This window comes from Pseudomonas sp. YJ42 (assembly GCF_047225135.1).
Taxonomy (GTDB): domain Bacteria; phylum Pseudomonadota; class Gammaproteobacteria; order Pseudomonadales; family Pseudomonadaceae; genus Stutzerimonas; species Stutzerimonas stutzeri_E.
Window position 1 is genome coordinate 4,309,076 of record NZ_CP178378.1, and the last position, 15,116, is coordinate 4,324,191.

General features: G+C 61.6%; 11 protein-coding genes. 8 read left to right on the forward strand and 3 right to left on the reverse strand.

The window, feature by feature from the left end; all coding sequences use genetic code 11:
* The first annotated feature begins 251 nt into the window (after positions 1 to 251).
* On the forward strand, positions 252 to 1,460 hold the full coding sequence (locus ACL0K2_RS19920) for an ammonium transporter (RefSeq protein WP_045162919.1): 1,209 nt from the start codon (positions 252 to 254) through the stop codon (positions 1,458 to 1,460).
* A 109-nt stretch (positions 1,461 to 1,569) separates the two neighbouring features.
* Here the strand turns inward: ACL0K2_RS19920 and ACL0K2_RS19925 are convergent, their stop codons facing one another.
* Positions 1,570 to 2,223: a TetR/AcrR family transcriptional regulator gene (locus tag ACL0K2_RS19925; RefSeq protein ID WP_413043278.1), complete on the reverse strand. Its 654-nt coding sequence runs from the start codon at positions 2,221 to 2,223 to the stop codon at positions 1,570 to 1,572.
* 96 nt (positions 2,224 to 2,319) lie between these two features.
* Here ACL0K2_RS19925 and ACL0K2_RS19930 point away from each other — a divergent pair, with 96 nt between their 5' ends.
* Positions 2,320 to 3,417, forward strand: coding sequence for an efflux RND transporter periplasmic adaptor subunit (locus tag ACL0K2_RS19930; RefSeq protein WP_413043279.1), 1,098 nt, complete (start codon positions 2,320 to 2,322; stop codon positions 3,415 to 3,417).
* Positions 3,418 to 3,422: 5 nt separating this feature from the next.
* Positions 3,423 to 6,497, forward strand: coding sequence for an efflux RND transporter permease subunit (locus tag ACL0K2_RS19935; protein ID WP_413043280.1), 3,075 nt, complete (start codon positions 3,423 to 3,425; stop codon positions 6,495 to 6,497).
* A 12-nt stretch (positions 6,498 to 6,509) separates the two neighbouring features.
* Here ACL0K2_RS19935 and ACL0K2_RS19940 read toward each other — a convergent pair whose 3' ends face one another.
* Positions 6,510 to 7,070, reverse strand: a complete 561-nt coding sequence (locus tag ACL0K2_RS19940) for a TetR/AcrR family transcriptional regulator (RefSeq protein WP_239609110.1) — start codon at positions 7,068 to 7,070, stop codon at positions 6,510 to 6,512.
* 146 nt (positions 7,071 to 7,216) lie between these two features.
* Between ACL0K2_RS19940 and ACL0K2_RS19945 the strand changes: the two genes are divergently transcribed.
* From ACL0K2_RS19945 to ACL0K2_RS19965, 5 genes are all read left to right on the forward strand, one after another.
* The gene (locus ACL0K2_RS19945; protein ID WP_413043281.1) at positions 7,217 to 7,816 is read left to right on the forward strand and encodes a glutathione S-transferase family protein; all 600 of its coding nucleotides are present in this window, start codon (positions 7,217 to 7,219) and stop codon (positions 7,814 to 7,816) included.
* An 11-nt stretch (positions 7,817 to 7,827) separates the two neighbouring features.
* Entirely contained in the window at positions 7,828 to 8,757 is a 930-nt protein-coding gene (locus ACL0K2_RS19950) for a pyridoxamine 5'-phosphate oxidase family protein (RefSeq protein WP_413043282.1), read from the forward strand.
* A gap of 3 nt (positions 8,758 to 8,760) precedes the next feature.
* Entirely contained in the window at positions 8,761 to 9,507 is a 747-nt protein-coding gene (locus ACL0K2_RS19955) for a Zn-dependent hydrolase (protein WP_239609105.1), read from the forward strand.
* A gap of 249 nt (positions 9,508 to 9,756) precedes the next feature.
* Positions 9,757 to 12,771, forward strand: a complete 3,015-nt coding sequence (locus tag ACL0K2_RS19960) for a transglycosylase domain-containing protein (protein WP_413043283.1) — start codon at positions 9,757 to 9,759, stop codon at positions 12,769 to 12,771.
* Between the two features lie 122 nt (positions 12,772 to 12,893).
* Positions 12,894 to 13,673 carry a PhzF family phenazine biosynthesis protein gene (locus ACL0K2_RS19965; protein WP_230623652.1) on the forward strand — a complete coding sequence of 260 codons (780 nt, stop codon included), beginning with the start codon at positions 12,894 to 12,896 and terminating at the stop codon, positions 13,671 to 13,673.
* 28 nt (positions 13,674 to 13,701) lie between these two features.
* Here the strand turns inward: ACL0K2_RS19965 and mapR are convergent, their stop codons facing one another.
* A complete protein-coding gene (gene mapR / locus ACL0K2_RS19970; RefSeq protein WP_045162910.1) occupies positions 13,702 to 15,111 on the reverse strand; it encodes a GntR family transcriptional regulator MpaR in 1,410 nt (469 codons plus the stop codon).
* Positions 15,112 to 15,116: the final 5 nt, after the last annotated feature.

Here is a 15,116-nt window from a genome sequence, read left to right on the forward strand (position 1 = left end):
GTACGGGGCTTGCAGTTGTTTGGTGCGCCTTTACTCCCGTCGCACCCAAATAGCGCGCGGTAAGGCGCAGCTTCAATGAGCGAGTCTCATAAATCGTTGAATAATAGAAAAAGATGCCCGAATTCAATGAGCCCTAGAGATCGCTTAACGGAGATGGTGGCGAGTTGCTAATCAGCTTGTGACGCATCATGGTGCGTGCGGCTGGGAAGGCTTGCTGTTTTGGTGCGTTTCACTCGGCAGGAATGCAGTTAATGGAAAACCCGAGTAGTGCGGTGGAGGTGCTGGTTCACGGCGCCAATACTCTTTTTATCCTCATGGGCGCCGTCATGGTGCTAGCCATGCACGCCGGCTTTGCCTTTCTCGAAGTCGGCACCGTGCGCCTGAAGAATCAGGTCAATGCCCTATCGAAAATCATTGCCGATTTTGCCGTGTCGACCCTGGCGTACTTCTTCATCGGTTATTGGATCGCCTATGGCGTGACCTTCATGGAGCCGGCCGACCAATTAGTCGTCGATAATGGCTATTCGCTGGTGAAGTTCTTCTTTCTTCTGACCTTTGCCGCCGCGATACCGGCGATCATTTCGGGCGGCATCGCCGAACGGGCTCGGTTCGGGCCGCAGCTGTGCGCGACGCTGCTGATCGTTGCGTTCATTTATCCGTTCTTCGAGGGGCTGATGTGGAACGGCAACTTCGGTCTGCAAAGCTGGCTGGAAGCACGTTTCGGCGCGCCGTTTCACGATTTCGCCGGCTCGGTGGTGGTGCATGGCATGGGCGGCTGGTTGGCGCTCGGCGCGGTCACTCTGCTAGGCCGGCGCAACGGCCGCTATCGCGATGGTCGACTGGTAGCCTTTGCGCCGTCCAATATTCCGTTCCTGGCGTTGGGCTCGTGGATTCTCATCGTCGGCTGGTTCGGCTTCAACGTAATGAGCGCGCAGACGCTCGAAGGCGTCAGCGGGTTGGTAGCGATCAATTCACTGATGGCGATGGTCGGTGGGACTGCGGCGGCGTGGGTCATCGGTCGCAACGATCCAGGCTTCCTGCATAACGGTCCTCTGGCCGGGCTGGTGGCGGTCTGTGCCGGGTCCGACGTGATGCACCCGGTCGGGGCGCTGATCACTGGGGTGGTCGCTGGGGTCTTGTTCGTATGGACCTTCACCGCAGCGCAGAACAAGTGGAAGATCGACGATGTGCTCGGCGTTTGGCCGTTGCACGGTTTGTGTGGTGTCTGGGGCGGGCTGGCCTGTGGTGTCTTCGGTCGACAGGCGTTGGGCGGGCTGGGCGGTGTCAGTATGGCCAGTCAATTACTGGGCTCGGCGTTGGGCGTGCTGGTTGCATTGGCTGGAGGGTTCCTCGTGTACGGCCTCCTCAGGGCGATCGTTGGGATACGCCTGAGCCAGGAAGAGGAGTACAACGGCGCAGATCTGTCCATTCACCGGATCGGCGCGCTGAGTCACGACTAACACCGCTGATCGAACGCCATGCAGCTGGCGCCGAGATGAGTCACCCTGACGCTCACGCATACCCAAGGGGCTTTCGGCGCTCTGGTTTCCTCGAACGAGCCGATTTGACTCAGCCTTTCGGGGTATCTGCCACCCCATAAGCTCGCATGAACAAGGCAACGCAGTCCCGTACGTGCTTATCCGCTTCGGCGGTATCGGGCAGCTCCGCGTAGCCAATCAGCAGACGGAAATGCGCGGCGCCCTTGATCAACGAGCAGAAGTGCTCGGCGGCGCGCATGGGGTCGTCCGTGTTCAACATGCCGCGCTGGTTGGCCTGGGTCAGTAGCTGCTCCAGATCCAATAGCAAGCGCTGCGGCCCTGCATCGAAGAACATCCGTGACAGAGCGGAATTCTGCGGCGCCATGGCGACCATGAGACGGTGCAGGCCAATGGATTCAGGGCTGTTGACCAACTCATGGAAGGCACGACCGATATCCAGCAGCACCTGCCTGATCGAGCAATCTTCCTCGAGCATGAACAGCTTGCGCGGCAAGCGCGTCTCGCAGGTGGTCTTCACCGCTTCGCCGAACAACGCCTCCTTGTCCTTGAAGTGGCTGTACAGGGTGAGCTTGGAGACGCCCGCTTCTGCGGCGATAGCGTCCATGCTGCTGCCCTCGTAGCCGTTACTGAGAAACAGCACCTGAGCGGCAGCGAGGATGGCTTCGCGTTTGGCGAGATCCTTCGGGCGGCCCGGGCCAGAGGGTACGGATGGGTTTTCTGTCATATCGGCTTTTTAATACTAGACTGGTGAGTTCGGTATTTTTACTATACCGGCCAGTATAAGTATTAAAACCCGCCTTGCGACAGAGAGAGATTCAACGTGTTCCGACATGCCTTGCCTTTCCTCGGTGTCATTGGTTTCGCCTTGCTGGCCGGATGCGGCAACGGCGAGCCCGAGCCGCTCTCGGCAAGACCGGTGATGGTGATTCAGCCGCAACCGGCCAGCGAAGCGTTCGAGAGCTATCCGGGCGAAGTGCACGCACGTTATGAGCCTGAACTGGCATTCCGAATCGCCGGCAAGGTGACCGAACGCATGGTCGAGGCGGGCGAGCGAGTGCGCAAGGACCAGCCTTTGGCCAAGCTCGATCCGCAGGACGTACGGCTGCAACTCGAGGGAATCCGTGCTCAGGTCGCGGCTGCGGAAGCCAACTTACGGGTCGCGCGAGCCGAACGTGAGCGCTACAAGACGCTGATGGATCGACAACTGGTCAGCCGTTCGCAATTCGACTCCTCCGAAAATGCCTATCGCTCGGCCCTGGCGCGCCTGCAGCAGGCCCGGGCAGAGTTCGATGTGGCGAACAATCAGGTCGACTACGCCATTCTGCGAGCCACTCACGAGGGCGTGATCGCGCAACGCCGGATCGAGGTCGGCCAAGTGGTCGCTGCCGGCCAGACGGCATTCGTGCTGGCCGCCGATGGCGAGCGCGAAGTGGCGATTAACCTGCCGGAGCAGGCTCTGGATCGTTATTCGGTCGGCCAGGCGGTTTCGGTGGAGATCTGGTCGCATCCGGGCAAGCACTACCCGGGCCGTATTCGCGAACTGTCACCGGCTGCCGACCAGCAGTCGCGTACCTACTCCGCACGTGTCGCGTTCGCGGATGCCGATGTACCCGCCGAGCTTGGTCAAAGCGCTCTGGTGTCAATCCATAGCAACGGCGAGGTGCCTCTTGCCGTGCCGCTTTCGGCTGTCACCGCCGAGCAGGGCAAGGCCTATGTCTGGCGAGTCAAGGATGACGCTACGCTGGAGCGGGTCACGGTGCAGACCGGTGCCTTCAGCGAAACGTCGGTGCCGATCCTCGGAGGCTTGCAAGCCGACGACTGGGTCGTGTTGGCCGGCGTGCAGATGCTCCACGAGAATCAGCCGGTGAGGGCGGTCGATCGAGACAACCGGCCGATCACACTGGCGGCTCAGGAGTGACGGGGATGCGCTTCAATCTTTCCGCTTGGGCGCTGGGCAATCGCCAGATCGTCATCTATCTGATGCTGTTGCTGGCAGTCGTAGGGGCGCTGTCGTACAGCAAACTCGGCCAGAGCGAAGATCCACCGTTCACTTTCAAGGCGATGGTCATCCAGACTCAGTGGCCCGGTGCGACCGCTGAGGAAGTTTCCCGCCAGGTCACTGAACGCATCGAGAAGAAACTGATGGAGACCGGCGAGTACGAGCGCATCGTCTCCTTCTCGCGGCCGGGCGAGTCCAATGTGACTTTCATGGCGCGTGATTCGCTGCGTTCCGAGCAGATCCCCGATCTCTGGTACCAGATCCGCAAGAAGGTTGGCGACATCCGCCATACGTTGCCGGCCGGCGTGCAGGGGCCGTTCTTCAATGACGAATTCGGCACCACCTTCGGCAACATCTACGCGCTGACCGGCAAAGGCTTCGACTATGCGGTGCTCAAGGATTACGCCGATCGCATCCAGCTGCAGCTGCAACGTGTGAAGAACGTCGGCAAGGTCGAGTTGATCGGCCTGCAAGACGAGAAAATCTGGATCGAACTGTCGAACGTCAAGCTGGCCACTCTCGGCCTTCCGCTGGAAGCGGTCAGGCAGGCACTGGAGGCCCAAAACACCGTCATGTCCGCCGGCTTCGTCGAAACCCCCAGCGATCGCGTTCAACTGCGCGTCACCGGTAACTTCGAGACGGTCAAGGAGATTCGAGACTTCCCTATCAGAGTCGCCGGTAGCACCTTCCGCATTGGTGACGTCGCGGACGTCTACCGCGGCTTCAACGATCCGCCGGCACCGCGCATGCGTTTCATGGCTGAGCCGGCGATTGGCCTCGCCGTCTCGATGAAACCCGGTGGCGACATTCTCATGTTGGGCGAGGCGCTGGAGGGCGGGTTTGCCCGGCTGCAGCAGGAACTGCCAGCCGGCATGGAGCTACGCAAGGTTTCCGACCAGCCAGCTGCCGTGAAGACCAGTGTCGGTGAGTTCGTGCGGGTGCTGATCGAGGCGCTGGCGATCGTGTTGCTGGTGAGTTTCTTTTCGCTCGGTGTACGCACAGGCCTGGTGGTCGCGCTGTCGATACCGCTGGTTCTGGCGATGACCTTCGCCGCCATGCAGTACCTCGACATCGGTCTACACAAGATTTCCCTGGGCGCGCTGGTTCTGGCGCTCGGGTTGCTGGTGGATGATGCGATCATCGCGGTCGAGATGATGGCCATCAAGATGGAACAGGGCTTCGATCGGCTCAAGGCCGCAAGTTACGCCTGGACCAGCACAGCCTTTCCGATGTTGACCGGTACCTTGATCACCGCGGCTGGCTTTCTGCCGATTGCCACGGCTCAATCGAGCACGGGTGAGTACACCCGCTCGATCTTCCAGGTGGTGACCATCGCTTTGGTGGCGTCCTGGATAGCGGCGGTGGTATTCGTCCCGCTATTGGGCGCGAAGCTGTTGCCGGATCTGGCCAAGCGCTATGCGGAGAAGCACGGTGGTGGCGAGGGCGGGCACGACCCCTATTCGACACCGGTCTATCAGCGGGTGCGGCGGGTCATCCGATTCTGCGTACAGCGACGCAAAACGGTGATCGTGCTGACCCTGCTGCTCTTCGTCGGTGCGATCGGCCTGTTCCGCGTGGTTCCGCAACAGTTCTTCCCTGCGTCGGGTCGTTTGGAGCTGATGGTCGACCTCAAGTTGACCGAAGGTGCTTCGCTCAAGGCCACCGAAGCCGAAGTGCACCGTCTCGAAGACATGCTCAAGGACCGCGCAGGGATCGATAATTACGTCGCCTATGTCGGCAATGGCTCGCCGCGTTTTTACCTGCCGCTCGATCAGCAATTACCTGCTACCAGCTTTGCCCAGATCGTGGTACTGGCGAAAAGCATCGAGGATCGCGAGGCCCTTCGCAGCTGGCTGATCGAGCGGCTGCGTGAGGATTTCCCAACCTTGCGCGGTCGCATCAGTCGTCTGGAAAACGGCCCTCCGGTAGGTTACCCGGTGCAGTTCCGAGTGACCGGCGAGCACATCGATGTGGTGCGCAAACTGGCGCGCCAGGTCGCGGCCAAGGTGCGTGAGAACCCCTACGTTGCCAACGTACACCTAGACTGGCAGGAGCCGAGCAAGGTGGTCTGGCTCAATGTTGATCAGGATCGTGCGCGCGCCCTCGGGGTGAGTACGGTCGAGCTGTCCAATTTCCTCAGGCGTACCTTCACTGGAACCACCGCCGGCCAGTTCCGCGAGGACAATGAGCTGATCGAGATCCAGCTACGCGGTACTGCGCGTGAACGTGAGACGCTCTCGATGCTACCGAGCCTGGCGATTCCCACTGACAGCGGGCGCAGCGTGCCGTTGTCGCAGGTCGCTACCTTGGAGTACGGCTTCGAGGAGGGCGTGATCTGGCATCGCAATCGTTTGCCGACGGTGACGGTGCGTGCCGATATCTACGGCGATCAGCAGCCGGCTTCGCTGGTGCAGCAGATCCAGCCGACGCTGAGCGAGATTCGCGACGCGCTACCCAGCGGCTACCTGCTCGAGGTAGGCGGCACCGTAGAGGACTCCAGTCGCGGCCAGGCTTCGGTCAATGCGGGTATGCCGTTGTTCGTGATTGTCGTGATCAGCCTGCTGATGCTTCAGCTCAAGAGCTTCTCGCGTTCGGCCATGGTGTTCCTCACCGCACCGCTGGGGCTGATCGGCGTGACCCTGTTCCTGCTGCTGTTCGGCAAGCCGTTCGGTTTCGTCGCCATGCTCGGCACCATCGCGCTGTCCGGAATGATCATGCGTAACTCGGTGATTCTGGTGGATCAGATCGAGCAGGATATCGGTGCCGGACAGGATCGTTTCAATGCCATTATCGACGCCACCGTACGCCGCTTCCGCCCTATCGTGCTGACTGCGCTGGCCTCGGTATTGGCAATGATTCCGCTGTCACGCAGCGTATTCTTCGGGCCGATGGCGGTGGCCATCATGGGTGGCTTGATTGTTGCGACTGCATTGACCCTGCTGTTCCTGCCAGCGCTCTACGCCGCTTGGTTCCGCGTCAAGGAAGAGCCTCAGGGGTAAGGTAGCCCTGCCTTAGATGCCGGCGGCCTGCAACAACTGCTCGGCCGCCGCTCTGGCCACCAGCGCCTGATCGCGTGGTCCCTCGATGTGCGCCATGCTCAGCGCACCTTCGATCAGAAATTGCAGTTGCCGTGCGAGTTGCTCCGGCTGCGGCGCGTCGAGCGCCTCCAGCAGACTGCGCAAGTGCATCTGAAACTCTGCCTTGTAAGCGGCCGAGCGCTGGTGAATCGGGTGTTCGCGGTCGTGATATTCGGCTGCGGCATTGATGAACAGACAGCCGCAGAATGCGCTCGGGCTGTGAATCATATTGTTCAACCCTTCGAACACCCCGAGCAGTGCCTTGCGGGGTGGCAGCCTGTCGCGCGCTTCGCGCAGGCGCTCGAACATTGGCTGCTGGCGCGCGTCGAGCACCGCCAGGATCAGCTCTTCCTTCGACTTGAAGTGCTTGTACAGCGTCATCTTGGCCACCCCCGACTCACTGAGAATCCGGTCGATTCCCGTGGCGTGGTAGCCCTCTGTGTAGAACAGCCGCTCGGCGGTGCTGAGCAGTAGGTCGCGCTTGTTCGTTGCCATGCAGGTCTCCTCGGGTGGCCATTATGCGGGAGTGGGTCTGTTCGCTCCAATTGCCAATCACGTGACATTTTACGCTTGCAGTGTACAGACAGGTCTGTCTATTATCCAGTCGTGCCTTACCAATCCTGGTCCCATGGAGCGACACGATGAAACTCTACGATCTGACTTTGTCCGGTAACTGCTACAAGGCGCGCCTGTTTATTAGCCTGATCGGCCAGTCGGCCGAGCTGGTGCCGGTGAATCTGCTGGAGGGCGAGCACAAGCAGGCTCCATTTCTCGCCCTCAATCCGCGCGGGCAGGTGCCGGTTCTGGAAGACGGCGATGACCGAGTGGTTGATTCACAGGCGATCCTCGTCTACCTGGCGCGCCGTTACGCCGACGAGGCCTGGTATTCACAGGACGCGCTGATCCAGGCGCGCATCGTGGGCTGGCTGAGTTTCGCGGCGAACGAGATGCATCATGGTCCGGCCACTGCTCGGGTAGGGCGGCTGTTTCGTCGGCCGATCGACGAAACGCTGACCGCCGCCCGTGCACTCGCCGCTATGCAGATCGTCGAACAGCAGCTCACCGAGCATGCCTGGTTGGCCGAAACCTCCGCGCCAACCATCGCCGATATCGCGGTGTATCCCTATGCCGCGCTGGCGGGTGAGGGCGGCATCGATCTCGTCCCGTATCCGGCAATACGTACCTGGTGTTCGCGCATTCGTGAGCTGCCGGGGTACATCGGCATGCCCGGTCTGGAATAGGGGATACCGCTATGAGCAGTCCCTTCCACGTCGGCGAGCAATCCGTTCAGACCCGCGCCGGCGTTCGCGAAAAAGCCGAGCAGATAGGCAGCCGGATGATCCGCTCGTTCATGCCGGACCAGCATCGGGAATTTTTCGCGCAGCTGCCGGCTGTGCTGGTGGCGGCAGTGGACAGCGATGGGCAGCCTCATGCATCGGTGCTCTGGGGCGCGGCCGGGTTCGCCTGGTCGCCGCATCCCGCCTTGCTTTGTGTCGGTGCCCGGCCGCAAATCGACGATCCGATCGCATCCTTGCTGCAGCCGCGTGCCGCGGTGGGGTTGCTCGGACTCGAGTGGCCGACACGCCGGCGCAACCGGATGAACGGGCGAATCGTCGAGAGCGACGAGCGGGGCTTCAGCGTTGCGGTCGCGCAATCGTTCGGCAATTGCCCGAAATACATACAGGCGCGTGATTGGCAGTCGACCCCACGTCTGCCGGGGTTAATGCTCGAAGGTCTCGGCCTGGATGAACAATGGCTGGGCCTGGTGCAGGCGGCGGACACCCTGTTCATCGCCACTCAGAGTTCGGATTCTCGGGGCGGTGGAGTAGATATCTCGCATCGTGGCGGCCCGACCGGTTTCGTCGAGATCGGCCAGGACGGTCGGCTCTGGATGCCGGACTACAGCGGCAATCGGCTGTTCAACACGCTTGGCAATTTGCAGCTCGAGCCGCGCTGTGGACTGCTGTTGATCGATTTCAGCAGCGGCGATCTGTTGCATGTACAGGCTCGTGCCGAGCTGATCTGGCCTGAACAATACCCAGCGTTGGGTATCAAGGCACCGCCTGGCGCGGAGCGCATGCTGGCATTGACGCCGGGGCGCTGGACGCTGAGGCGTTCGCGCCTGCCGCTGGCATTCACTGCACCCCAACGCTCACCCTTTCTTCCCGATGCAGGAGCGTGAGCCATGTGCCTGAGAATGGTTGGCTTGTCGTTGATATTGCTGTCTGGAATCGTGAACGCCGCGGAGCTGCGCTTTAGCCTGGTGCGTACCGCGCAGACCACGACCAGTAGCGAATACGCCTGGCGGGACGGCGGCTGGGTAGAACCACCGCCGGTCAACCACATTGCCGTGTTGATCGAGCACCGGGGTAGTCGATTGCTGTTCGGCACTGGGCTGGGTCGGCAGATCGACCAGCAATTGGACAGCGAAATACCCTGGCGGGAAAAGCGCTACAGTGCTGTACAGCCGGTGCGCGAGCAGCTCGATCGTGATCATCTGGTGGTTGACCGGGTCGTGCTGGGCTGTGCTCGTTGGGAGTACGCCTCGGGGTTGGCTGATTTCGCTGATCTGCCGGTGCTGGCGAGCTCCGAAAGCATTCATTACGCCCGTCACGCGACGCCGCCTGCGGTCCTTCCGACGCAATTTGCCCATGGCGTCAGGTGGCAGCCGCTGCACTTCGATCAGCGGCCGTTCTATGGGTTCGAGGAAAGCCTGGACCTGTTTGGCGACGAACGGCTGGTGCTGGTGAAACTGCCTGGACATGGCGCCCTGGGGTTGTTTCTTACTCTGGATGATGGACGGCGTTTCTTCTTCCGCGGGGACGCAGCGCTTGCTGAAAGCGACCCGAAGCCACTGCCTGCCGAGGTTGCGCAAATGCAGGACGTCCAACGGCAGGAGCAGCTCGGATTTTATCCGCGCTGGATAGAATGAATGGGCGTCGCCGGCCGTGCTGATTTCGCCTTCAGGCCGTGGGTTTGAGCCTCTCCGTTCGTCTGCTTGAGCACGCCGAACGAAGCGCCGCCAGCTAAGCTTAAGCCTGTGATTTCTCTAGGAAGCCAGGCCGAAAAGATGGGCGCAGTATGGCGGACCGATACGTCCCGGACGGGTGGCAGCAAACGCGCGTCATCCACCAGCAAACCGGGTAGAACACCTTCGCACGGAAGCCGTTTGGCGCGCCGCATGAGTCTGTTGCTGGGCGTTTCATTACTGGCCGGCGGTGGCTATGCCGCCTGGCATGAGATGCATACCTCGAAGCTGCAGGCGCTCTGGTTGAGCCGCTACGCGGAAAATCTGGACTATCGGGTCGAGCCCGGTGCGAGTACCAATATTCACTTTCCGGACGCAGGCCCATTCGACAGACGGTTGGGCTATTCGGCTTTGCCTGTATTCATCGAAAGATTGAGCGAGCGTGGGTTCGATATCCAACAGCAGGTGCGCTTCTCTCCCGCTTTGCAGCGTTACGCCAGCAATGGCTTTTTTGTGCCTTATCCGGAGAAATCCCAGGCCGGATTGACCATTGACGATTGCCGCGGCGAACCGCTGTATGCCAACAGCTACCCGCACCAGTATTACGAATCTTTCGAAGACGTGCCGCCAGTCATCGCGATGAGCCTGTTGTTCATCGAGGACCGCGGCTTGCTCAATGAGGGGCGGCCACGCGCCAATCCTGCTGTGGATTGGCCGCGTTTCACCATGGCCGCGGTGAGTCAGGTCGAGAAGAAGCTTGGCTTGTCGGTCCAGGCGGCTGGCGGCAGTACCCTGGCGACTCAGGTGGAAAAGTACCGCCATTCACCTGAAGGCCGTACCGGTGACGCCGAGGAAAAGATTCGGCAGATGATCTCCGCTAGCGTACGCACCTATCGCGAAGGCCAGCAGACCATGGCGACGAGGAAGCGCATCGTCCGCGATTATCTGAACAGCGTGCCACTCTCCGCGGCCTACGGGCACGGCGAAGTTCACGGTATCGCTGACGGTTTGCGCCTCTGGTATGGCGCGGACTTCGCCGAGGTCAACCGTCTGCTCGATTCGCGCCGTAACGCCGATTCCAGCTACGAAGCCCAAGGACTGGCGCTGCGCCAGGTGCTTTCGTTATTGATTGCCCAGCGGCGGCCGTCCTATTACCTGGGGGCGGGACGCGATGACCTGGCCGAGCTTACCGACAGCCATATCCGTCTCTTGGCCAATGGTGGCGTGATCGGTACACGGTTGCGCAATGCGGCGTTGCAGCAGAAGGTCGTGTTCCGCGACCTTCGAGTCGAACCGGGTATTCGTGAGGTGCCGCAAAGCAAAGGCATCACGGCGGCGCGCATGCGCCTGAGCAGCCTGCTCGGCGTTTCGCTGTACCAGTTGGATCGTCTGGACCTGGCCGCGACCACGCCGTTGCATGGTGAATTGCAGACACAGGTCAGTGAGTACCTGCATCGCTTGGCGCAGCCGGAGTTCGCCGGTGAAGTCGGCCTATTCGGCGAGCGCATGCTGTCGCCGGAGCGAACCGCTGACGTGCGTTACAGCTTTACCCTGTTCGAACGAGGCGAGCAGGGGTTTCGTGTGCGCGTGCAGACCGACAACACCAACCAGCCCTTCGATATCAACGAGGGCAGCAAGCTGGAGTTGGGTTCGACAGCCAAGTTGCGGGTGCTGACGACCTATCTCGAAGTCATCGCCGAGCTGCATGACCGTTACGCACAGAGCAAGGTCAGCGAACTGCGCCAGGCCGAGGCGGTCGATCCGCTGACGCGTTGGGCGCTCGGCTATCTGATCCAGCACGAGGATCGGAACCTGCCCGCGATGCTCGATGCGGCGCTGGAACGACGCTATTCGGCGAGCCCGAACGAGCGCTTTTTTACCGGGGCCGGAATGCACCGTTTCGGCAACTTCCGCCATGAGGACGACGGTCGCCTGCCGACCATGCGCGAGGCGTTGCAGGAATCGATCAACTTGCCATTCGTGCGTCTGATGCGGGATCTGGTCAGCTACAGCACCTATCAGACGTCCAACGGGGCCGAGCTGCTGAAAAGCGACGACAACCCGGAGCGGCGCGAGTATCTGAGGCGCTTTGCCGATCGCGAGGGCTCGGTGTTCTTGCAGCGGTTTTGGAAGAAATACCGCGGCAAGACCGCCGATGAGCGCATCGAAGCGCTTCTCGACGGCATGCGACCCACGCCGCCGCGTCTTGCCGCCGTGCATCGCTATCTGATGCCGGACGCCGACCGCTCGACGTTCGACCGCTTCCTCAAGAAGAACCTGCCGAACGTCGAGGTCAGCGACAAGTCGCTCGACTCGCTGTATACCCGTTACGGTCCGGGAGCCTACAGCCTGCCGGATCAGGGCTATATCGCCCGCGTGCATCCGCTGGATTTGTGGCTGCTGGGCTATCTGATCAAGCATCCCGACGCAGACATTTCGGAGGTGATTGCCGCCAGTACCGCCGAGCGCCAGGAAGTCTACGGTTGGCTGTTCCGCAGTCGTCACAAGAGTGCTCGCGACAGCCGTATCCGGATCATGCTGGAAGTGGAAGCCTTCACCGATATCCATCGCCGTTGGCAGCGCCTGGGTTATCCCTTCGATCATCTGGTGCCCTCGCTGGCCACGGCGTTGGGCAGCTCCGGCGATCGTCCGGCGGCACTGGCGGAACTGATGGGCATCATCGTCAACGATGGCGTACGGCTGCCCAGCGTGCGCATCGACAGCCTGCATTTCGCCAGCGACACGCCGTACGAGACCCGTTTCGGAATTAAGCCGGACGCAGGCGCTCGGGTGCTGCACAGCGAAGTGGCGGCGGCCTTGCGCGAGGCGTTGGCCAGCGTGGTCGAAGGCGGGACGGCGCGGCGTTTGCGTGGCAGTTTCGTGCAGGCTGATGGCGAGCCGTTGCGGGTCGGCGGTAAGACCGGAACGGGCGATAACCGCATTCAGACGGTCGGTTCCGGTGGGCGGCTGATCAGTTCGCTGGCGTTGAATCGCACGGCTACCTTCGTCTTCTTCCTTGGCCCGAATCACTTCGGCACCTTGACCGCCTATGTTCCCGGACGTGGTGCAGACAGCTTCCGCTTCACCTCTGCGCTACCGGTGCAGGTACTCAAAGGCATGGCGCCGATTCTTCAGCCGTACCTGCAGGTAGGGGCTCAGACGCAGTGTCAGCCGCCCGCCGGGCCGATCCAGCCCACGTTGACGGCCGGGATGGTATCGCGGCGCTGATTCATCGCTAGCTCTCGCGCAGTGTCAAGGATTGCCGGGCGCACCCCGCTCGGCGAGACTTGCCTGACAGCGCGTCCGGTGGCGGATGCGCGCAGGGATGAGGGCCGAGCATGAAACTGCCGATTTACCAGGTCGATGCATTCACCGATGAGCTGTTCAAAGGCAACTCCGCGGCAGTGGTGCCGCTGGAACAATGGTTGAGCGATGCGCAAATGCAGTCGATCGCCGTCGAGAATAATCTGTCGGAGACCGCCTTTCTGGTTCGTGAGCCGGACGGTGCGTTTCGCATTCGCTGGTTCTCACCCCTTACCGAAATCGATTTCTGCGGCCACGCGACCCTGGCCAGCGCCTTCGTGCTGCTCGGCCAAGGTATGGCAAAGGCGCCGCTGACCTTTCGTGCCGCTGCGGTGGGCGATGTCAGCGTTGCGCAGTTGGATGATGGCCGGCTGGAAATGAACTTCCCTAACCGCGAACCTGAGCGCGTCGATAGCCCACCGGCTGCCTTGGTCGAGGGGCTGGGCGTACCGCCGTACGCGGTCTTGCGAAACGGACAGGCCTGGTTCGCGGTATATGAGGATGAGGACCAGGTGCGTCAATTGACACCCAATCTCGCCCCGCTCAAGTCACTCGCGCCGTTGGATGTGGTGATCACCGCGCCAGGGCGTGAGCAAGATTTCGTCTCCCGGTATTTCTGGCCGGCCAACGGTGGCGATGAAGATCCGGTCACGGGCTCGATCCATGCCGGCCTCGCACCCTATTGGGCCGGGCGGCTGGGCAAATCGTCGCTGGTCGCGTTGCAAGCCTCGCGTCGCAGTGGCCTGCTGTACTGCCGGATCGAAGGGGAGCGGGTATTCGTGGCCGGGCGAGCGGTGCAGTACCTGCAAGGCACGATTGAAATCTAGCATTAAGGTATTTGCCGTCGAGGCATTCTCAGAACGACTTGATCATTCGTCCTAGCAATTCCATGGCCTTCTCGCTGCGTGCATCCCAGGGATGGCCATGGTTCAGTCGTGCGCAGTTCCTGAAGCGCTGTGTGGCTGAGAAGATCGGCCCGGGAGCCAGGCTGATGCCCTGGGCGAGCGCGAGCTGCAGCAGTTGCAGTGAGTCGACCTGCTCGGGAAATTCGAACCACAGAAAATAACCACCGCTGGGCCGGGTAACGCGTGTGCTGGCGGGAAAGTGTCGTGCGGCGGAGGCGAGCATCTCCCCCTGTTGGCGCTCCAGGGCATGGCGCAACTTGCGCAGATGCCGGTCATAGCCGCCGTGCTGCAAGTAGTCGGCAATGGCCGCTTGCGCCGGTACCGAGGGCGAGAGGGTGGTCATCAGTTTCAGCCGGCTGATTTGCTCTGCGTATCGGCCGCCTGCCACCCAGCCGATCCGGTAGCCCGGCGCGAGGCTCTTGGAAAACGAGCCGCAATGCATCACCAATCCTTCATGGTCGTGGCTTTTCACCGGTTTCGGCGGCTCGCGGGTGAAATACAGCTCGGCGTAGACATCGTCCTCGATCAACGGCACCTGATGATGCTGCAGCAGCTGATAGAGGCGCTGCTTTTTCTCCGTGCCCATGCTCGCGCCGAGCGGATTTTGCAGGCTACTCATGAACCAGCAGGCCTTGATCGGCAGATTGGTCAGGCTGCTTTCCAGCGCGTCCAGATCGATGCCGTCGCGAGGATGCACCGGAATTTCCACGGCTTTGAGCTTGAGCCGCTCCAGTACCTGCAAGGTGGCATAAAAGGCCGGCGCCTCAATGGCGACCAGATCGCCGGGGCCGGTGACGACCTGCAGGCAGAGGTTCAGTGCCTCCATGGCCCCGGTGGTGATCACCAGTTCGTCCATCGGCAGCATCACCCCGCTGACCATGTAGCGCAGGGCGATCTGCCGACGCAGATCGGAATTGCCGCTGGTCATTTCCGCCACCACCTCGCGAGCCGGCATCTCGCGTACGGTCTGCGCCATGGAGCGCGCCAGACGTTGCAGTGGGAACAGCTCGGGGCTGGGAAAGGCCGAACCGAAGGGCACGGTGTCGGGGTCGCGAAGCGAGGCCAGTACGGAGAACACTAGCTCGCTGACACCGACCTCCGTGGCTTCGCTCTGACGCGGGCTGATTTCGGGTTCGTGTAGCGGGCGCTTGATGTGCTCGCGAACGAAATAACCGGAGCGTGCCCGGGCCTGGATCAGGCCGCGATCCTCGAGCAGATAGTAAGCCTGGAATACGGTCGAAGGGCTGATACCGCAGGTACGGCTGGCATGACGCACCGAGGGCACCTTTTCCCCTGGCGTCAGCACCCCGGTCCGGATCAGCTCGGCGATTTCGTCGGCGAATTTCTCGTAGCGCTTCATCTTGT